Origin of the sequence: Serratia sarumanii (assembly GCF_029962605.1) — a bacterium.
In the GTDB taxonomy this organism is placed as follows: Bacteria; Pseudomonadota; Gammaproteobacteria; order Enterobacterales; family Enterobacteriaceae; genus Serratia; species Serratia sarumanii.
The window spans coordinates 608,659-626,653 of sequence record NZ_CP124750.1 but is presented as its reverse complement, the minus strand read 5'-3'; the positions used below and the strand labels follow the sequence as shown (position 1 = coordinate 626,653).

Here is a 17,995-nt window from a genome sequence, read left to right as displayed (position 1 = left end):
TTAAGCGTTCACGACAGGAATATTGCAACGGCCGTGCCAACTCAAAAAAACCCTTAAAAATCAAGGAAAATAAATCAGACGTTGGATTTTTAGCCAAAAAACTGTCGCCTATTGACGACAGGCTAAGTCACACAAAACTGAAATATAGCTATCTCATTGATATTTAAAGACACTGACTGTCTCCTATCGGCAACACATCAGAATAACTCACCAAACAAATAGCGTATTGCAGTGATTTACTCTCAAGCAATGTGCGGACATCCCGTTAAAGATAGACCATTAGACGGAAAATGCAGGCCGAACGAACATCGCCTGGTGACCTAGGTTCGCAGGAAAAATATGAGGGAGGTTTATTAATTAGCGCAGCGGGAATAGGAGAGGCGTGCAGGGCGCACTGGGCGCCCTGCCGATTGATCAGTGTTCGCGCGTCTTGCGGAAGGTCACATCAGGATAACGTTCCTGCGTCAGGTTGAGGTTCACCATGGTCGGCGCGATATAGGACAGGTTGTCCCCGCCGTCCAGCGCCAGGTTGATCTCGTTCTTGCGCTTGAACTCTTCGAACTTCTTCACGTCGTCGCACTCGACCCAGCGCGCGGTCGACACGTTGACCGACTCGTACAGCGCTTCCACGTTGTACTCGCTCTTCAAGCGCGCTACCACCACGTCGAACTGCAGCACACCGACCGCACCGACGATCAGATCGTTGTTGGCGATCGGACGGAACACCTGCACCGCGCCCTCTTCGGACAGCTGCACCAGCCCCTTCAGCAGCTGTTTCTGCTTCAGCGGATCGCGCAGGCGAATGCGGCGGAACAGTTCCGGCGCGAAGTTCGGGATGCCGGTGAACTTCATGTCTTCACCCTGGGTGAAGGTATCGCCGATCTGAATGGTGCCGTGGTTGTGCAGGCCGATGATGTCGCCCGGATAGGCTTCTTCCACGTGCGAACGGTCGCCGGCCATAAAGGTCAGCGCGTCGGAGATCACCACGTCTTTGCCGGTGCGCACCTGGCGCAGCTTCATGCCCTTCTCGTAGCGGCCGGAAACCACGCGCATAAAGGCCACGCGGTCGCGGTGTTTCGGATCCATATTGGCCTGGATCTTGAACACGAAGCCGGTGAATTTCTCTTCCGCCGCCGTCACTTCGCGGGTGTCGGTTTTGCGCGGCATCGGCGCCGGCGCCCAGGCCACCAGGCCGTCCAGCATGTGATCCACGCCGAAGTTGCCCAATGCGGTACCGAAGAACACCGGGGTCAGCTCGCCGCTCAGGAAAGCCTCCTGATCGAACTCGTGGGAAGCGCCCTGCACCAGCTCCAGCTCATCGCGCAACTGCGCCGCCAGATCTTCACCCACCGCCGCATCCAGCTCCGGGTTGTTCAGGCCTTTGACGATGCGCACTTCCTGAATGGTGTGGCCTTTACCGGTCTGGTACAGGTAGGTTTCATCCTTGTACAGGTGGTAAACACCCTTGAACAGCTTGCCACAGCCGATCGGCCAGGTGATGGGCGAGCAGGCGATCTTCAGTTCGCGCTCGACTTCATCCATCACTTCCATCGGATCGCGGATATCGCGGTCCAGTTTGTTCATGAAGGTCAGGATCGGCGTGTCGCGCAGACGGGTAACCTCCATCAGCTTGCGGGTGCGATCCTCAACGCCCTTGGCGGCGTCGATCACCATCAGACAGCAGTCGACGGCGGTCAGAGTACGGTAAGTATCTTCGGAGAAGTCTTCGTGCCCCGGGGTATCCAGCAGGTTGACCAGGCTGTCGCGGTACGGGAACTGCATCACCGAGGTGGTGATCGAGATCCCACGCTGCTTTTCCATTTCCATCCAGTCGGATTTGGCGTGCTGGCTGGAGCCGCGGCCTTTTACCGTACCGGCGGTCTGGATCGCCTGTCCGAACAGCAGTACTTTTTCGGTAATGGTGGTTTTACCGGCATCGGGGTGCGAGATGATGGCGAAAGTTCTTCTTTTGGAGACTTCGCGGGCAAATTCACTAGGAGACATGGTTTTCAGGTTCTACGGTTAGTCCGCCCTGCGACATCATCAGAACGCGCCGATCGCGGCGCCGGGCAAAGCGGTGAATAAAAGATAACAGCCGGGCATTTTCGCCGATTTGCCAACCGGTGACAATCAATGCTTTTACCGGCCGGGCGGATTACGCCAGCGGCAGCGCCATCACGATCGCGTCTTCGCGGCCGTGGGCGCTCGGGTAATAATTGCGGCGCACGGTGACCTCGTTGAAACCGAGATCTTCATACAGCGCGATCGCCGCCTGGTTGGAGGCGCGCACTTCCAGCCACAGCGTGACCACGCCGCGGCTCTCCAGCCGTTCAATCAACGCGTTGAGCAACAGGCGGCCAAAGCCACGGCGCTGGTACTGCGGATGAATGGCGATGTTGAACAGCGTGGCTTCGTCCAGCACGATCTGCGTGATGGCGAACCCCGCCATCTCCCCGTCGGCGCTCAGCTTCAGGTTAAGATAGCGATCGCCCTGATTGCTGGCGAAGGTGGTTTCCGTCCAGGGGAAAGCGTGGCTGGCTTGCTCAATGGTGAAGGCCGTGGCCAGGTCGGCCGCCGTCAGGGTAGAAATCGTGTTCATGATGACAAATCTGCTGCCAGAGGGCGCGTTTGGCCCCCGCGTCTTGGGAAAGCTCGGCCAGCGCCGGGCTGTGTAGCTGCGCACCGGCGACCGCAAGCGGTTCCGCCACGCCCAGCCGCCAACTGTTGCATGCGGTCTCTTCAGGCAGCATCGCCGCCTGTTCCGGCGTCAGGCTGTAGGTTTGCGCCGGCGTCAGCCCCAGGCTGCGCAGCACGTCGCAAAACAGCGGATCGTCCGGTGCGGGCAGCGTCTGCGCCACCACCAGCAGGCGCGCCTCGGGCGGCAGACTGACCGCCACTTCGCCCTGCAACACGCCCGGGCGGCGCAATGTCCACTGCGTAATACCCAGTTGTTGTAACAGCCAGTCGCGTTTTGATGCCATGCCGATTCCTACCCGTTGTGGTGCGCCATGCCTGCCATGCGCCGCGCTATGCTAACAAACCCGCGCAGCCCGCGCCAACAAACCCGTCGAACATATCGCCACAAAGCTCTATAATCCCCGGTCTCATTTCCAGGAGCCAATATCTGATGTCTGCATTAACCCCCGCCAGTGAAGTCATGCTGCGCCACAGTGATGAATTTATCGAACGCCGCGTGCTGTTTGCCGGCGACCTGCAGGACAGCCTGCCGGCCCAATTCGAGGCCGCGGACGTGCGCGTCCACACTCAGCAATACCATCACTGGCAGTTACTGAACCGGACGATGGGCGATAACGTGCAGTTCGGTTTGACCGTCGATCCCGCTTTCGTCGCCGACTGCGACACGCTGGTTTACTACTGGCCGAAGAGTAAGCAGGAAGCGCAATTCCAGCTGTGCAACATCCTGGCGCTGCTGCCGGTGGGCGTAGACGTGTTCGTGGTCGGTGAAAATCGCAGCGGCGTGCGCAGCGCCGAGCCAACGCTGGAAGGCCACGTTGCGCTGGTGAAAATCGACAGCGCGCGCCGCTGCGGCCTGTATCACGGCCGCCTGGACGCACAGACCGAGTTCGGCCTGGACGACTGGTGGGACAGCTATCAGCTGCACGATCTGGAAGTGAAAACGCTGCCGGGCGTGTTCAGCCGCGACGGCCTGGACGTCGGCAGCTCGCTGCTGCTGTCGACGCTGGAAAAACACATGAAAGGCAAGGTGCTGGACATCGGCTGCGGCGCCGGCGTGATGGCCTCGGTGATGGCCAAGCTGTCGCCGAAGGTGAAACTTACCCTCAGCGACGTCAACGCCGCCGCGGTGGAATCCAGCCGCGCGACGCTGGCCGCCAACGGCATCGAAGGCGAAGTGATCGTCAGCAACGTTTACTCCGACATCACCGGCCGTTTCGACATGATCATCTCCAACCCGCCGTTCCACGACGGGCTGCAGACCAGCCTGACCGCCGCCGAAACCCTGATCCGCGGCGCGGTGAAACACCTGCCGATCGGCGGCCGGCTGCGCATCGTCGCCAACGCCTTCCTGCCGTACCCGGACATTCTGGACGCCACCTTCGGCAGCCACGAAGTGCTGGCGCAGAACGGCCGCTTCAAGGTGTATCAGGCCACCGTCGGCCGCCCGCCGCGCGCGCCGAAGAAGAAATAATTCGCCGTTGGCGGAAAACGACAGAGCGCGGCCTGAGGCCGCGCTTTTTTTTAGCCGTTGATATAGGTCATCGACTCCGCGCCGTAGCGATCGCCGGCCGCCGCACTCAGCGGAAACACCGCGTCTATCGCCGCCAGCTCGGCCGCGCTCAGCGTTATCTCCGCCGCCGCGACGTTCTCTTCCAGATAGCGACGGCGTTTGGTGCCGGGGATCGGCACGATGTGCTCGCCCTGCGCCAACACCCAGGCCAGCGCCAGCTGTGAAGGCTTGACGCCCTTCTGTGCCGCCAGCTCACCCACCTTCTCCACCAGCGCCAGGTTGCGGGCGAAGTTTTCCCCCTGGAAGCGCGGGTTGCCGCGGCGGAAATCGTCCTCGGCCAGATCCTCCGGCCGCCGGATAGCGCCGGTGAGGAAACCGCGCCCTAACGGGCTGTAAGGCACAAAGCCGATGCCGAGGCGCTCACAGGCCGCCAGCACGCCCTGTTCGGCATCGCGCGTCCACAGCGAATACTCGGTCTGCAGCGCGGTGATCGGATGCACCTTGTGCGCCCGCTCCAGCGTGGCGACCGACGCCTCGCTCAGGCCGATATGGCGGATCTTGCCTTCGCGGATCAGATCCGCCATCGTGCCCACGACGTCTTCGATCGGCACCTGCGGATCGACCCGATGCTGATAATAAAGATCGATCTCTTCTACGCCCAAGCGCCGCAGGCTGCCTTCCACCGAGCGCCGGATATACTCGGGCCGGCTGCTGACGCCGCGCGCCGAAGGATCCGCCGGATCGCGCAGGATGCCGAACTTGGTGGCCAGGAACACCTGTTGCCGTTTGCCCTTGATCGCTTCCCCCACCAACTCCTCGTTGGTGTGCGGGCCATACATGTCGGCGGTGTCGAGCAGCGTGACACCCAGCTCCAGCGCCCGGTGCAGCGTGGCGATGGCTTCCTGCCGATCGGCGCCGGTGGAGTAGAAGTCGCTCATGCCCATGCATCCCAGCCCCAAGGCGGAGACGAGGGGGCCGTGAGAACCCAGTTTACGTTGTTGCATTGTGCTGCCCTCATGCGATGAACGGATAACGAAGCAAAGTCTGGTTGTTTACGCTACAAAGATAAATAATGCAGATTGCACATCACTGTTCAAAAATCACCAACAATCCGGAGTGGACATGGATCAGGTTCAAGCCATGCGCATTTTTACCCGCATCGTCGAACTGGGCAGCTTCAGCCGGGCGGCCGAGCGCCTGCAGCTGCCGCGCGCCACGGTCAGCAACGCGTTGAAACGGCTGGAGCAGCGGCTGGGCGTGCGCCTGCTGATCCGCACCACCCGCCAGGTGCAGGTGACCAGCGAAGGCAGCCTCTACTATCAACGCTGCGTACAGTTGCTGGGGGCGCTTGAGGAGGCGGACACGCTGTTCAGCCACCATAAGCTGCAGCCGTCCGGCAAAGTGCGCATCGATATGCCCCATTCGCTGGCGCGCCAGATTGTCATTCCGGCACTGGACGACTTTTACCGCCGCTATCCCGACATCACGCTGGCGCTGGGCGCCAACGACACCCACGTCGATCTGTTGCGCGAAGGCGTGGACTGCGTGCTGCGCGCCTGGGAAACCGAAGACGACAGCCTGGTGGCGCGGCGCATCGCCCAGCTGCCACAGGTCACCTGCGCTTCTCCCGCTTACCTGCAGGCCTGCGGCATGCCACGCGACATTGATAGCCTGGAGCCGCACCGCGCGGTAGGGTATTTTTCCCTGGCCAGCAACCGCGATTACCCGCTGGAATTCTGCCGCGGCGGCAAAGTGGAACTGCGCGAGCTGCCCGCCCGGCTGAGCGTCAGCGGCGCCGACGCCTACATCGCCGGCGCGCGGGCCGGCATGGGGTTGATTCAGGCGGCGCGCTATTCGCTTGCCCCCTGGCTGGAACGGGGCGAACTGGTGGAAGTGCTGGCGGACACGCCGCCGCCGCCGATGCCGATTTACATCATGTATCCGCCCGGCCGTTTCCTGGCGCCACGGGTCAGGGTGTTGATTGATTGGCTGATTTGGCTGTTTGACCAGCGGAAAAGCGGCGATATGGCTGTTTTTCCAGCAAACGCCCGCAATGCGGGGAAATAACTGTTGACGTGCCCGCCAAAATCTCTAGAATTCGCCTCCGTGGTAACGTTACTCCGGTAATGTTTCTGGTACGCGAAGGTGGCGGAATTGGTAGACGCGCTAGCTTCAGGTGTTAGTGTCCTTACGGACGTGAGGGTTCAAGTCCCTCTCTTCGCACCAAATAACCACATGATTTATATTGCACTCAGCATCGATGCGAAGGTGGCGGAATTGGTAGACGCGCTAGCTTCAGGTGTTAGTGTTCTTACGGACGTGAGGGTTCAAGTCCCTCTCTTCGCACCACGCTGGCGACGTAATATAAATCAAAGCAACAACATCGACTGTGCGAAGGTGGCGGAATTGGTAGACGCGCTAGCTTCAGGTGTTAGTGTCCTTACGGACGTGAGGGTTCAAGTCCCTCTCTTCGCACCAATTGATGATCTCTCCGGTAGTTCCTTCGAAAAAATCCCAACGCATTGATGAAAAACACGCCTAAGCGTGGTTTTGCCGTTTCCGGCGTTTTACCCGAAGTTGAAGTTGAGGCTGACCGCCGCCAGGCCGCCCGCCAGCGCCATGCAGGAAGGCAGCAGCAGATAATGACGCAGCCGGCTGTTGAACAGCATCACCAGCGTCGCCAACATCGCTATCACGATCAGGCTGCGCAGCTGCATCATATCGAGATCGATCAAGGCCAGCAGCGGCATCAGCGCGCATGGCAGCAAAACGCCCCAGGCGCTGGCCAGGCGATCGCCGAGGCACCAGCTGACGCCCCACAGCCCGCATGCGGCAATCATGGCAGTGAGCATGACAACCCCCTCAAGTGATAATGATAACCAATATCATATAACACTTTTTTGGCCGCCGCATCATTTTCGCTGCGATGACCAAACCCAGATGACACCAGCAGGAAAAAATGATAATTTGACATAAGAAAATTCCTAGTCCTGTTTGCATGATAATAATCACAACGGTCAACCATGCAATTCAAGTGGATATTTCGCGCCAAGGGAATGCTTCTCAACCTTAATTATTCGACAGTACGACTTTGCAAAGAGTGACCTCCGTATGAACGCCCGTTCTTATCAGGAATTACTGAACAGCAAGCAGCGCCTGGCATTATTTCTTTTTCTAATGATGAATGCCGCCTCTTCCATATTTACGTTATTGTTCCCTTTTAGGGATGTCCCTTCTTTTACTCTGCCTTTATTATGCATCCCGTTATTTTGTCTGGCGGCGGCGCTATTTTCTCTGCATACGCCGCGGCAATACCTGTACAAACTCAACCTGTTCGCCAGCGTGCTCGGCCTGCTGTGGGCTGCGCATATCTACGTTAAAAGTCAATATTGCCTGCCGAATAACCAAGATTTTTTATTAATTAGTTTGTTCAGCATCTTTTTTATCAGCGCTATTTCTCTGACGGACAACTTTACCGCATTTTGTTTACACGCTGTGCCTTCCGCAATGATGATCCTGGCTTTAGACGGTATGCATAATACCTCGCGGATATTATTCACCACGCTATTGCCTATTATCGCTTTCTCCATTCATCACCTGATGTTGAAACGCAGTGAAATCTTTACCCACGCGCTGGTGGCCAACCTGTATAACGAGCGGGACAAATTCAATAATTTGAGCATGCTCGATCCCCTGACCGGCCTTTATAACCGCCGCGGGCTGGAGAATAAGATCAACATGCTGCTGGAACCGCAAACCGGCCGCCACTACGTGCTGCTGCTGGATATCGACCACTTCAAGGTCTACAACGACAGCTACGGCCACGCCATGGGCGACCGGGCGCTGGTGCAGGTGGCGATCGCCATCCGCGATGCGGTGCGTTCGCGCGACATCGTGGTGCGCTACGGCGGGGAAGAGTTTTTGGTGCTGCTGACCAACGTGCACGAAGGCTACGCGGCGCAGCTGGCCGAACGGGTGCGCCAACGGGTGGCGGAACTGAATATCCCGCACGGCGCCAGCCCGCAGCACAGCGGTACGCTGACGCTCAGCGCCGGCATCTCGGCATTGGAAAAACTGGACGTCGAATCGGCGATCGGCGCGGCCGACGCCGCGCTCTATCTGGCGAAGCACAGCGGCCGCAACAATATTCAGCTGGCGCAAAACGTCCAGCCCGCCCTGCTGCTGCCGCAGGAGTAAATACCCTGCCCGGTTAAGCGGCCATTGGCCGCAAGCCGTTCAGCAACAGCGACAAACCGGCCAACGCCTGCTCCAAAGCGGTTTTCTCATCCGGCTGGTGCGCGATCCAAAGCGCGGCATCCATCAGGCCGCCGTTGATCAAATGCGCCAGCGATTCCGGCTCGGCGACGGCGATGCGCCCCTGCGCCATCAACGCCTGCAATGCGCCCGTCATCCAGACAATGCATTGCAGCTTACTGGCCTGCAAATATTCAGCCCCCAGCACCGAAGGTGAATCGCGCAACAAAATGCGTTGCGCTTGCGGCTCCGTCATCATGATCAAATAACCGCGACAACGCGCCGCAAACGCCTCCCAGTCATCCGCCGTACGCGCGGTAATGTCGGCAAGACGCGCATCCATTTCAGCATCAATCGCCTTCACAACCGCCAGGAACAACCCCTTTTTATCGCCAAAATGGTGATAGAGCGCACCGCGCGTCATGCCGGCTTGCGCGGTGAGTTCATCCATCACCGTCTCGGCATACCCCACGCTGCCGAACTGCTGACGGGCGGCCGCCACCAGTTTTTGTCGGGTTTCTTCAATCATTTCTGCGCGCGCTTTACGTGCCATGGGTCCACTCCCACCTCGTTATTGATGAACGTTATAATTGACATACACCATGTATGTCAATTAACGTAACATACGTGGCGTATGTCAATGATGGCCATTGAGCGAATACTGAGCCGCCAACTTCTGGAGCCCTTTCCATGGCAAATCCTTATTTCAACCTGTTCAACGCCCCGGGCAGCAAGGCGTTTTCCTCTGCCGGGCTGATCGCGCGCCTGCCGGTCTCGATGACCGGTATCGGCATCATCACCATGCTCTCACAGGTACGCGGCTCTTATTGGTTGGCGGGCGCGGTGGCGGCGACGTTCGCCTTTTCCATGGCGCTGCTTGCGCCGCAAATCGCGCGCGCGGCGGATCGTCACGGCCAAAGCCGCGTGCTGCCGTATGCCACCGGGATCAGCACGCTCGCCCTGCTACTGCTGTTGCTCTGCACCCACTATCGGGCGCCGGACTGGACGCTGTTCGTCTTCGCCGCGCTCGCGGGCGGCATGCCCAGCATCTCCGCGATGGTCAGAGCCCGCTGGAGCGAAATTTATCGCGGCACGCCACAGCTGCACACGGCATTTTCATTCGAGTCCGTGTTAGATGAAGTGGCCTTTATCGTCGGCCCACCGATCGCCGTGGGGCTTAGCGTTTCACTCTTCCCAGAAGCCGGCCCTCTGGTGGCCGCGCTGCTTCTGGTGGCGGGCGTTGCGGCATTCGCCTCGCAAAAAAGCACTCAGCCCCCGGTCTACACCCGCAATAACCAGCGGCAGCGCGCCATCCTGGCCATGCCGTCAATGCAGATCCTGCTGCTGGCGCTGATCGCCCTGGGCACCATCGTCGGCACCGTGGACGTCATCAGCGTGGCTTTCGCCGAGCAGCAAGGACAGCCGGCCGCCGCCAGCATCGTGCTGTCGGTTTACGCGTTCGGCTCCTGCCTGGCTGGGCTGATTTTCGGCGCAATGAAGATCCCCGTCCCCTTGCCTCGCCTGTTCTTATACGCAGCGTTCGCCACCGCCTTCACCACCCTGCCGCTGCTGTGGGTACACGATGTCTTGACGCTGGCGGCGGCGATGTTTGTCGCCGGACTGTTTTTTGCGCCGACCATGATCATTGCCATGGGGCTGGTTGAAAACATCGTGCCGCCCTCCCGGCTGACGGAGGGGTTGACCTGGATGGTCACCGGTCTGGGGATAGGGGTGGCGCTCGGCGCCGCATTGGCGGGCCTGGCGATCGATGCCGCCGGGATAGCGGCCGGCTTCGGCGTCACGCTCACCGCCGGGCTGATCGTGCTGCTGGTGGCGGCCGGCGGCTACCGCTTAATGCGGCGAACGCTGGCCTTGAAAGCGGCGTGAATCGCTCGCGCTAAGCGGTTTCCCAAATCGCCTTGCCCTGCCAGCGCCGTTCGATCGCCGCCAGGAACAGTTTCACCTTGGGGGAAAGATGGCGCCGGCTGGGATAGACGGCGCAGATCGGCGGCCCCGGGCGGCAATAGCGCTCCAGCACCGGCACCAGCGTGCCGGCCGCAATCTGCTCGCCGACCAGAAACGCCCCCACCTGGCACAGGCCGGCTCCGGCGACGGCCGCATCCCGCAAGGCCTCGACGTTGTTGAAACGCATCCGGCCGCGCACCGGCTGTTCGTGCAGTTGGCCGTTGACCAAATAGCGCCAGGGCGCCGGCAGCCCCTGATGGCTGAAGACCAGCGTCTCGTGATCGCCCAACGCCTCCGGTTTTGCAGGCGTGCCGTGCCGCGCCAGATAATCCGGCGCCGCGCAGGTGATCAGGCGATGTGGCGCGAGCACCCGCCGCACCAGCCGGCTGTCGTCGTTGCCGCCGACGCGGACAGCCACGTCGATGCCGTCGCGCACCAGATCGCTGTAATCGTCGGAGAAGCTGACGTCGGCGTCCACCTCCGGCCACTGCGCCAAAAACTCCCGCAGAATCGGCAGGATATGCAACCGCCCCAACGAGACCGGCAGATCCAGCCGCAGCCGCCCGCGTGGGGTTTGCCGCCGCGTATTGAGCGCCGTTTCCGCCTCTTCGGCCTGCGACAGGATGCGCTGCGCATACTCGTAAAACACCGCGCCGTCTTCGGTCAGGCTGACGCTGCGCGTGGTGCGCTGCAGCAACCGGGTGGCCAATCGCTCCTCCAATCGGATCACGCATTTGCCCGCCGCCGAGCGGGAGATGCCCAGCCTCTCGGCCGCCAGCGTGAAGCTGCAGGCGTCGGCGACGCGAATGAACACCAGCAGGTCGGTCAGGTTATCCAACGGCATAGACGGTAAATTAGCCACGATTTGTCCCCAATGTTGCGCATTCAGGCCAGTTTATCAGCCATTTTGGCGCGGATACACTGAGGCTCTTCATCTGTTGGGAGAGTCATTATGATTGCCTTACAAGCCGGCGGCGCAAAACCCTGGCTGGCGACCTTCGCCATCGGCCTATCCACCTTTACCGTCGTCACGGCAGAAATGCTGCCCGTCGGGCTGCTGACCCCGATAGTCAGCACCTTGAACGCATCGATAGGCCGCGCCGGGCTGCTGATTTCCCTGCCTGCCCTGTTCGCCGCGCTGTTCGCCCCGCTGGTGGTGCTGGGCGCCCGGCGCACAGATCGCCGCAGCCTGCTGATCGTCTTTCTGCTACTGCTGATCGCCGCCAACCTGCTGGCCGCCGCCGCTACCTCCATGGCGCTGCTGTTCGCTGCGCGCATCCTGCTGGGCTTTTGCATCGGCGGTATCTGGGCCATCGCCGGCGGATTGGCGGAACGTCTGGTGCCGCCGGCCTCCGTCGGATTGGCGCTGTCCGTCATCTTCGGCGGCGTAGCGGCGGCCTCGGTGCTCGGCGTGCCGCTCGGGGTGTTCCTCGGCGAAGCGCTGGGCTGGCGCATGGCGTTTCTGGCCGTCGCCGTTCTGGCGGCGCTGACCCTGCTCCTGCTGCTGTGCGTGCTGCCGCCGCTGCCGGTCACGCAGGCGGTGAGCTGGCGGTCGTTCACCGCGCAGCGCGCGAATCGCCGGTTGCTCCTCGGGCTGCTGCTGACGTTTCTGCTGGTCGCCGGCCACTTTATGGCCTACACCTTTGTCCGCCCGCTGCTGCAGACGGTCGCCGGCATCGAGAGCCGCTGGGTGGGGCCGCTGCTGTTCGCCTACGGCGTCGCCGGTATCGTCGGGAATTTCATCGCCGGCCAGGCCGCCGCCACACGGCTGCGCCGTACCCTGGCGCTGATCGCCTTCGGGCTGGCGCTCGCCGTCCTGCTGCTGCCGCTGCTGGGCCGCGCGCCGCTGAGCGGCGGCGCTTTCCTCCTGCTGTGGGGCATCGCCTACGGCGGCGTTTCCGTGTCGCTGATGGCATGGATGCTCAAGGCGGCCCCCGACGCGGTCGAGGTCGCCTCTTCGCTGTATATCGCGCTGTTTAATCTGGCGATTTCCTGCGGTTCACTGGCGGGCGGGCTGGTGGTGGATGCAGGGGGATTGACGATAAACGGCGTGCTGTCCGGCATCGTGCTGCTGCTGGCGTTGGCGATCCTGATGCGAACCCGCCCGCAGGCGCTGACAACGGCGGCGAAGGCCGATTCGCCGCCGGGTTGAATCAGGCGCGGCGCTGCCGCAGGCCGTAAACCAGCACCACCGCGAAGCACAGCAGCGGCAGCAGATAAGAGAGCGCGGTGCTGTAACGGTCAGCCAGCGCCCCCATAAAGTACGGCATGATGGCGCCGCCGACGATCGCCATGATCATAAAGGAGCTGGCGCGCTTGGTGTGTTTACCCAGGTTTTTCACCCCCAGGGCGAAAATGGTCGGGAACATGATCGACATAAAGAAGAACACCGCGATCAGTGCCACCACCGACACGCCGTCAACGCTCAGCATCACCACGCCGCACAGCGCGATGTTGATCAGCGCATAGGCCGCCAACAGCGTCGCCGGCTTGACTCGCCCCATCAGCCAGGTGCTGAAGAAGCGCCCGACCATAAAGCAGATCATGGCGATCGACAGCAGGTAAGAGGCGCTCTGGTTAGACACCTCGCGCCAATGCTCGGTGGCGTAGTTGATGAAGAACGCCCCCACGCCCACCTGCGCCGCCACGTAGAAGAACTGCGTGATCACCCCGCCGACGAAATGCGGATGCTGCCATAATCCCTGCGCTATCACGCCGTGCACCGGTTTTTCCTCTTCGCGGATCGCCGGCAGCCGGGTGCGGCTGAACAACAGCGCGATCAGCAGCACCAGCACGGCGATCGCCACATAGGTCATCTTCACCGCGCTCTGATCGCCGCCGCCGGCGGACTGACTGGCGGAGAAGAACAGCGTGCCACCGATCAGCGGGCCGATAAACTGCCCGAGGCCGTTGAACGACTGGGCCAGGTTGAGCCGCCGTTCGGCGCCCTGCGCGTCGCCCAGCACCGTGGCGTACGGGTTGGCGGCCGTTTCCAGGCAGCCCAGGCCGCTGGCGATAACGAACAGCGCGAACAGGAACACGCCGAAGCTGTTGGCCGATGCCGCCGGCACGAACAGCAGCGCTCCCAGCGCATACAGGCAAAGCCCGACCAGAATGCCCGCCTTATAGCCCTTGCGGTCCATAAAGTACCCGGCGGGCAGCGCCACCAGGAAATAGGCGCCGAAATAGGCCGCCTGCAATAGCCCCGACTGCGCCTTGGTGACGTGCAACGTCTCCTGAAAATGTTTGTTTAATACGTCCAGCAGGCCATAGGACAGCCCCCACATGAAGAACAGGCTGGTGACCAGGATAAAGGCCCAGCGCAGATTGGCGGTCACGGCGACGCCCGGCTGCGCGGAGGCCGCACTTTTTTCAGCAAGCATGGTGATACCCTCGTATCGTCTGGCGATGATGATGTTGGCGTTATTGCTGTTGCAGAGAAAATATCCGCGCCATTTCCACCCATTTTTCGCCCTGCGGCGTCCAGGGGGTGGCGGCCTGGTAGTGCCACATCAGCGCTTCCCATCGCTGTACTTCGGGGTTGTTCAGGCTGGCGGCGTCAAAGCGCGCAGCGTCGAAATCGGCGCTGACCTCCACGATCATGAACAGCCGGGTGCCCAACCGGTAAATCTCCATGTCCAGAATGCCGTGCTCGCGCAAATGCGCGGCGATGCCCGGCCAGATGCGCTGATGATGCTGCAGGTACTCCGCAATCAGCGCCGGTGAGTCAATCAGATCGAGCGCCTGGCAGAAACAGCGCCGCCCTGCCGCCGCGCCGCTCACGTCAGCGCCCGATCGAGATGCAGGTAGCCGCCGTCCACCGACAGCCACTGCCCGGTGGTGTGCGACGACCGCGACGACAGCAGAAACGCCACGGTATCGGCGATCTCCTGCGGCGTGGTCATGCGCTGCCCGAGCGGAATGCGCGCGGTGATTTTCGCCATCTGCCGCTGCGGCTCGGCGAAGGTGTTGAGCCAGCGCTGGTACTGCGGGGTGATCACCTCCGCCGGCACCACCGCGTTCACCCGCACGCCGTCATGGCGCAGCGACACCGCCCATTCACGCGTCAGCGCCAGCACCGCGCCCTTGGCGGCGGTGTAGCCGCTGGTGCCGCCCTGGCCGCTGAGCGCGGTCTTGGAGGCGATATTGACGATGGCGCCCCGGTTCTCCTGCAGCGCCGCCTGGCACAGGTGCGCCATCAGGTAGTAGTGCACCAGGTTCTTTTCCAACGAGCCGACGAAGGCTTCGCGCCCCGCCTCCAGCCCGACGCCGTCGTTGACCCCGGCGTTGTTCACCAGCCCGTCGATGCGGCCGAGGGCCGCCAGCGTCTGGCTGACCGCGCGGCGGCAGGCCGCCTCGTCGCACAGTTCGGTGAGGATCACCTCGGTACGCGGCTGCAGCCGCTGCAAATCGGCCAGCAGCGCCGCCTCCGGCGCGGCGTTGGTGACCAGCACCGGGATCGCGCCTTCTTCGGCCAGCACATGAGCAATCGCCGCGCCGATGCCGGCACCGCCGCCGGTGACCAGCACCACCTTATCTTGCAGATACAGATCCATAACCAGACTCCGTTAAACCGTAAATTCGCCAGGCGGTGTCGCCCCAAATCGCCGCCTGCTCGGCGGCCCCCAGCGTCGACAGCGCCCGTTCGCACAGTTGCACCACCTGGCGGTAATCGCCGGCCAGCAGGCACACCGGCCAGTCGGAGCCGAACATCAGCCGCTGCGGGCCAAACGCCTCCAGCGCGGCGTCGAAGAACGGCAGCAGTTCTTCCGCCCGCCACCGTCCACCCGGCGCCTCGGTGATCAGCCCCGACAGCTTGCAGGCCACGTGCGGCAGCGCCGCCAGCGGCCGGATTTGCTGCGCCCAGTGCCGCGCGCCGCGCGCGATATCCGGCTTGCCGAGATGATCCAACACCAACCAGTGCTCATCGTGGCGGGCGGCGAACGCCGCCGCGGCCGCCAGATGCCGGTGCGTCACCAGGATCTCGTACACATACCCGGCGCGCTGCAGCGTTTGCATGCCGCGTTCCACCTCCGGCCGCGCCAGCCAGGCCGCCGGATCCGCTTCGTCCTGCACCTGATGGCGCACCCCGCGCAGCGCGGTACGCGGCCGCAAAACCTCCAGACGCTGCGCCAGCTGCGGCGCGGCGATATCCAGCCAGCCCACCACGCCGCATACGCCCTCGCCCTGCTCAGCCAGCGCCAGCAGGGCCAGCGTCTCGTCCTCGCTGGGGCGCGCCTGCACCGCCAGCGCGCCGTCGAAACCCTGTTCCTGCAACAGCGGCCGCAGCCGGGGCGGATCGAAATCCTGCCGCAGCACGCGCATCCGCTCGTCGATCCACGGGTAGTGCCGTGGCTGATAGCGCCAGAAGTGCTGATGAGCGTCGATGCGCGGCATGCGATCCTCCCGCCTCACCCACGGAACCGATACTGCGCGATCGACGACGGATGCATCTCGATCGAATAGCCGGGACGGCTCGGCGGCATGTAGGCCGCGCCGTTGATCACGCAGGGATCGACAAAGTGTTCATGCAAATGATCGACATACTCGATCACCCGGCCTTCGTGGGTGCCGGCAATGCACAGGTAGTCGATCATCGACAGGTGCTGCACGTACTCGCACAGCCCGACGCCGCCGGCGTGCGGGCAGACCGGCAGCTGGTATTTGGCCGCCATCAACATCACCGCCAGCACTTCGTTGACGCCGCCGAGGCGGCAGGCGTCAATCTGCACCACGTCGACCGCGCCGCGCATGATGAACTGCTTGAACATGATGCGGTTCTGACACATCTCGCCGGTGGCCACCTTGACCGGCGCCACCCCTTCGCGGATGCGGCGGTGCCCTTCCACGTCATCCGGGCTGGTCGGCTCTTCGATAAACCAGGGTTTGGCGAACGCCAGATGCTTCACCCACGGAATGGCTTCGTCCACCTCCCACACCTGGTTGGCGTCGATCATCAGCCGCCGATCCGGGCCGATCACCTCGCGGGCGATGCGCACCCGGCGGATGTCATCTTCCAGATCGCGCCCGACCTTCAGCTTCAGGTAGGAGAAACCGGCGTCGACCGCTTCCTGGCACAGGCGACGCAGCTTGTCGTCCGGATAACCCAGCCAGCCGGCGGAGGTGGTGTAGCAGGGATACCCCTCCTGCAGCAGCCGCGCCAGGCGCTCTTCTTTGCCCTCGGCACGCTGTTTCAGCAGCGCCAGCGCTTCCTGCGGCGTGATGCAGTCGGTGATGTAACGGAAGTCGATGCAGCGCACCAGCTCCTCCGGCGTCATCTCCGCCACCAGCCGCCACACCGGCTTGCCGACCGATTTGGCCCACAGATCCCACACCGCGTTGACCACCGCACCGGTCGCCAGGTGAATGGCGCCCTTGTCCGGCCCGATCCAGCGCAGCTGGCTGTCGCTGGTGAAGCGCCGCCAGAAGGCGCCCATGTCGGCGGCGATATCCTCCAGCCGCTCGCCGACGATCTGATGTTCCAGCGCGCGGATAGCCGCGCAGCAGATCTCGTTGCCGCGGCCGATGGTGAACGTCAGCCCGTGGCCGCTGAGATCCGCGCGATCGGTCTCCAGGATCACGTAGGCGGCGGAATAGTCGGGATCCGGATTCATGGCGTCGGATCCGTCCAGCCCCAGCGACGTGGGGAAACGAATGTCTTCAACCCGCAGTGCGGTAATGGTGGTCATGGCGGCGCTCCCGGTTAGGCCTGTACGGTTTGCTGGCGCTGTTCGCCCAGCCCTTCGATGCCCAGACGCATCGTCTGGCCCGCCCGCAGGTAGATGGGCTGCGGTTTCTGCCCCATGCCGACGCCCGGCGGCGTGCCGGTGGAGATCACGTCGCCCGGCTGCAGGCTCATAAAGCGGCTGAGGTAGCTGACGATCTGCGGAATGCGGAAGATCATGGTGCTGGTGTTGCCGTCCTGATAGCGCTTGCCGTCCACCTCCAGCCACAGGTTCAGGCTGTGCGGATCGGCGATCTCGTCGGCGGTGACCAGCCAGGGGCCGATCGGCCCGAAGGTGTCGCAGCCTTTGCCCTTGTCCCAGGTGCCGCCGCGTTCAATTTGATATTCGCGTTCTGAAACGTCGTTGATCACGCAGTAGCCGGCGACGTGGCGCATGGCGTCCGCTTCGCTGATGTAGCGCCCGCCCTGGCCGATCACCACGCCCAGCTCCACTTCCCAGTCGGTTTTCTGCGAGCCGCGCGGGATCTCCACCTGGTCATAGGGGCCGACCACCGCGCTGGTCCATTTGTTGAATACCACCGGTTCCTCAGGAATGGCCGCGCCGGTTTCCGCCGCGTGATCGGCATAGTTCAGGCCGATGCAGATAAACTTGCCGATGCCGCCGACGCAGGCGCCGAGGCGCGGCTGCCCTTCGACCAGCGGCAGCGCGGCGCTGTCCAGAGCGCGCAGTTTGGCGAGCGACGCCGGCAATAACGCGGCGCCCCCCACGTCGGCGATATGCTGCGACAGATCGCGCAGGCGGCCCTGCGCATCCAACATGCCGGGGCGCTCTTGCCCGGGTTGCCCGTAACGTAAAAGTTTCATGCGTTCCTCTCTCAAAAATG

General features: G+C 62.5%; 18 protein-coding genes and 3 tRNA genes. 8 read left to right on the top strand and 13 right to left on the bottom strand.

Annotated features, from left to right (window positions below):
* Nucleotides 1-414: 414 nt before the first annotated feature.
* From prfC to SSARUM_RS02900, 3 genes are all read right to left on the bottom strand, one after another.
* A complete protein-coding gene (gene prfC / locus SSARUM_RS02910) occupies nt 415-2,004 on the bottom strand; it encodes a peptide chain release factor 3 (protein ID WP_004933094.1) in 1,590 nt (529 codons plus the stop codon).
* A 151-nt stretch (nt 2,005-2,155) separates the two neighbouring features.
* Nucleotides 2,156-2,599 carry a ribosomal protein S18-alanine N-acetyltransferase gene (gene rimI, locus SSARUM_RS02905; protein WP_033649119.1) on the bottom strand — a complete coding sequence of 148 codons (444 nt, stop codon included), beginning with the start codon at nt 2,597-2,599 and terminating at the stop codon, nt 2,156-2,158.
* On the bottom strand, nt 2,544-2,981 hold the full coding sequence (locus SSARUM_RS02900; protein ID WP_033637012.1) for a DNA polymerase III subunit psi: 438 nt from the start codon (nt 2,979-2,981) through the stop codon (nt 2,544-2,546). The genes rimI and SSARUM_RS02900 overlap by 56 nt, the downstream gene beginning before the upstream one ends.
* A gap of 146 nt (nt 2,982-3,127) precedes the next feature.
* Between SSARUM_RS02900 and rsmC the strand changes: the two genes are divergently transcribed.
* Nucleotides 3,128-4,168, top strand: a complete 1,041-nt coding sequence (gene rsmC, locus SSARUM_RS02895; protein ID WP_033649118.1) for a 16S rRNA (guanine(1207)-N(2))-methyltransferase RsmC — start codon at nt 3,128-3,130, stop codon at nt 4,166-4,168.
* Nucleotides 4,169-4,218: 50 nt separating this feature from the next.
* On the opposite strand, the gene SSARUM_RS02890 is transcribed toward rsmC, so the two are convergent.
* Nucleotides 4,219-5,211 carry an aldo/keto reductase gene (locus SSARUM_RS02890; protein WP_033649117.1) on the bottom strand — a complete coding sequence of 331 codons (993 nt, stop codon included), beginning with the start codon at nt 5,209-5,211 and terminating at the stop codon, nt 4,219-4,221.
* 118 nt (nt 5,212-5,329) lie between these two features.
* Between SSARUM_RS02890 and SSARUM_RS02885 the strand changes: the two genes are divergently transcribed.
* From SSARUM_RS02885 to SSARUM_RS02870, 4 genes are all read left to right on the top strand, one after another.
* Nucleotides 5,330-6,274, top strand: coding sequence for a LysR family transcriptional regulator (locus SSARUM_RS02885; RefSeq protein WP_041037819.1), 945 nt, complete (start codon nt 5,330-5,332; stop codon nt 6,272-6,274).
* A gap of 72 nt (nt 6,275-6,346) precedes the next feature.
* Nucleotides 6,347-6,433 (top strand) — tRNA-Leu (locus SSARUM_RS02880).
* 36 nt (nt 6,434-6,469) lie between these two features.
* Nucleotides 6,470-6,556 (top strand) — tRNA-Leu (locus tag SSARUM_RS02875).
* A 42-nt stretch (nt 6,557-6,598) separates the two neighbouring features.
* Nucleotides 6,599-6,685, top strand: a tRNA-Leu gene (locus tag SSARUM_RS02870).
* 89 nt (nt 6,686-6,774) lie between these two features.
* Here SSARUM_RS02870 and SSARUM_RS02865 read toward each other — a convergent pair.
* Nucleotides 6,775-7,059, bottom strand: coding sequence for a DUF1435 domain-containing protein (locus SSARUM_RS02865; protein WP_060426865.1), 285 nt, complete (start codon nt 7,057-7,059; stop codon nt 6,775-6,777).
* 442 nt (nt 7,060-7,501) lie between these two features.
* Here SSARUM_RS02865 and SSARUM_RS02860 point away from each other — a divergent pair, with 442 nt between their 5' ends.
* Nucleotides 7,502-8,404 (top strand): GGDEF domain-containing protein, encoded by a 903-nt coding sequence (locus SSARUM_RS02860; RefSeq protein WP_369819453.1) that lies wholly within the window; start codon nt 7,502-7,504, stop codon nt 8,402-8,404.
* A gap of 13 nt (nt 8,405-8,417) precedes the next feature.
* Here the strand turns inward: SSARUM_RS02860 and SSARUM_RS02855 are convergent, their stop codons facing one another.
* Nucleotides 8,418-9,014, bottom strand: coding sequence for a TetR/AcrR family transcriptional regulator (locus tag SSARUM_RS02855; protein WP_060430873.1), 597 nt, complete (start codon nt 9,012-9,014; stop codon nt 8,418-8,420).
* Between the two features lie 137 nt (nt 9,015-9,151).
* On the opposite strand from SSARUM_RS02855, the gene SSARUM_RS02850 reads away from it, so the two are divergent.
* On the top strand, nt 9,152-10,348 hold the full coding sequence (locus SSARUM_RS02850) for an MFS transporter (RefSeq protein ID WP_033637003.1): 1,197 nt from the start codon (nt 9,152-9,154) through the stop codon (nt 10,346-10,348).
* Nucleotides 10,349-10,358: 10 nt separating this feature from the next.
* On the opposite strand, the gene SSARUM_RS02845 is transcribed toward SSARUM_RS02850, so the two are convergent.
* Nucleotides 10,359-11,270, bottom strand: a complete 912-nt coding sequence (locus tag SSARUM_RS02845) for a LysR family transcriptional regulator (protein ID WP_033637002.1) — start codon at nt 11,268-11,270, stop codon at nt 10,359-10,361.
* Between the two features lie 108 nt (nt 11,271-11,378).
* Here SSARUM_RS02845 and SSARUM_RS02840 point away from each other — a divergent pair, with 108 nt between their 5' ends.
* On the top strand, nt 11,379-12,578 hold the full coding sequence (locus SSARUM_RS02840; RefSeq protein ID WP_060430871.1) for an MFS transporter: 1,200 nt from the start codon (nt 11,379-11,381) through the stop codon (nt 12,576-12,578).
* Between the two features lies 1 nt (nt 12,579).
* On the opposite strand, the gene fucP is transcribed toward SSARUM_RS02840, so the two are convergent.
* The 6 genes from fucP to SSARUM_RS02810 are packed head-to-tail and all read right to left on the bottom strand — an operon-like array spanning nt 12,580 to nt 17,975.
* Entirely contained in the window at nt 12,580-13,809 is a 1,230-nt protein-coding gene (gene fucP, locus SSARUM_RS02835) for an L-fucose:H+ symporter permease (RefSeq protein ID WP_033641777.1), read from the bottom strand.
* A 40-nt stretch (nt 13,810-13,849) separates the two neighbouring features.
* Nucleotides 13,850-14,209 carry an L-rhamnose mutarotase gene (locus tag SSARUM_RS02830; protein WP_060430869.1) on the bottom strand — a complete coding sequence of 120 codons (360 nt, stop codon included), beginning with the start codon at nt 14,207-14,209 and terminating at the stop codon, nt 13,850-13,852.
* Complete coding sequence (locus SSARUM_RS02825; RefSeq protein ID WP_060430867.1) at nt 14,206-14,982, bottom strand: L-fucose dehydrogenase; 777 nt, start codon at nt 14,980-14,982, stop codon at nt 14,206-14,208. Before SSARUM_RS02825 ends, SSARUM_RS02830 begins: the two co-directional genes overlap by 4 nt.
* The gene (locus tag SSARUM_RS02820) at nt 14,960-15,823 is read right to left on the bottom strand and encodes an amidohydrolase family protein (protein ID WP_060430865.1); all 864 of its coding nucleotides are present in this window, start codon (nt 15,821-15,823) and stop codon (nt 14,960-14,962) included. The genes SSARUM_RS02825 and SSARUM_RS02820 overlap by 23 nt, the downstream gene beginning before the upstream one ends.
* Nucleotides 15,824-15,837: 14 nt before the next feature.
* Nucleotides 15,838-17,115 (bottom strand): L-fuconate dehydratase, encoded by a 1,278-nt coding sequence (locus SSARUM_RS02815; RefSeq protein WP_060430863.1) that lies wholly within the window; start codon nt 17,113-17,115, stop codon nt 15,838-15,840.
* 14 nt (nt 17,116-17,129) lie between these two features.
* Complete coding sequence (locus tag SSARUM_RS02810) at nt 17,130-17,975, bottom strand: fumarylacetoacetate hydrolase family protein (RefSeq protein ID WP_033648523.1); 846 nt, start codon at nt 17,973-17,975, stop codon at nt 17,130-17,132.
* Between the last annotated feature and the right edge of the window lie 20 nt (nt 17,976-17,995).

Coding starts and splice junctions, on each gene's coding strand:
- SSARUM_RS02820 (WP_060430865.1), bottom strand. CDS start 15,823: ATGCCGCGCATCGACGCTCATCAGCACTTCTGGCGCTATCAGCCACGG.
- SSARUM_RS02815 (WP_060430863.1), bottom strand. CDS start 17,115: ATGACCACCATTACCGCACTGCGGGTTGAAGACATTCGTTTCCCCACG.
- SSARUM_RS02885 (WP_041037819.1), top strand. CDS start 5,330: ATGGATCAGGTTCAAGCCATGCGCATTTTTACCCGCATCGTCGAACTG.
- rsmC (WP_033649118.1), top strand. CDS start 3,128: ATGTCTGCATTAACCCCCGCCAGTGAAGTCATGCTGCGCCACAGTGAT.
- SSARUM_RS02810 (WP_033648523.1), bottom strand. CDS start 17,975: ATGAAACTTTTACGTTACGGGCAACCCGGGCAAGAGCGCCCCGGCATG.
- SSARUM_RS02865 (WP_060426865.1), bottom strand. CDS start 7,059: ATGCTCACTGCCATGATTGCCGCATGCGGGCTGTGGGGCGTCAGCTGG.
- SSARUM_RS02900 (WP_033637012.1), bottom strand. CDS start 2,981: ATGGCATCAAAACGCGACTGGCTGTTACAACAACTGGGTATTACGCAG.
- SSARUM_RS02890 (WP_033649117.1), bottom strand. CDS start 5,211: ATGCAACAACGTAAACTGGGTTCTCACGGCCCCCTCGTCTCCGCCTTG.
- SSARUM_RS02840 (WP_060430871.1), top strand. CDS start 11,379: ATGATTGCCTTACAAGCCGGCGGCGCAAAACCCTGGCTGGCGACCTTC.
- SSARUM_RS02850 (WP_033637003.1), top strand. CDS start 9,152: ATGGCAAATCCTTATTTCAACCTGTTCAACGCCCCGGGCAGCAAGGCG.
- SSARUM_RS02845 (WP_033637002.1), bottom strand. CDS start 11,270: ATGCCGTTGGATAACCTGACCGACCTGCTGGTGTTCATTCGCGTCGCC.
- prfC (WP_004933094.1), bottom strand. CDS start 2,004: ATGTCTCCTAGTGAATTTGCCCGCGAAGTCTCCAAAAGAAGAACTTTC.
- SSARUM_RS02855 (WP_060430873.1), bottom strand. CDS start 9,014: ATGGCACGTAAAGCGCGCGCAGAAATGATTGAAGAAACCCGACAAAAA.
- rimI (WP_033649119.1), bottom strand. CDS start 2,599: ATGAACACGATTTCTACCCTGACGGCGGCCGACCTGGCCACGGCCTTC.
- fucP (WP_033641777.1), bottom strand. CDS start 13,809: ATGCTTGCTGAAAAAAGTGCGGCCTCCGCGCAGCCGGGCGTCGCCGTG.
- SSARUM_RS02825 (WP_060430867.1), bottom strand. CDS start 14,982: ATGGATCTGTATCTGCAAGATAAGGTGGTGCTGGTCACCGGCGGCGGT.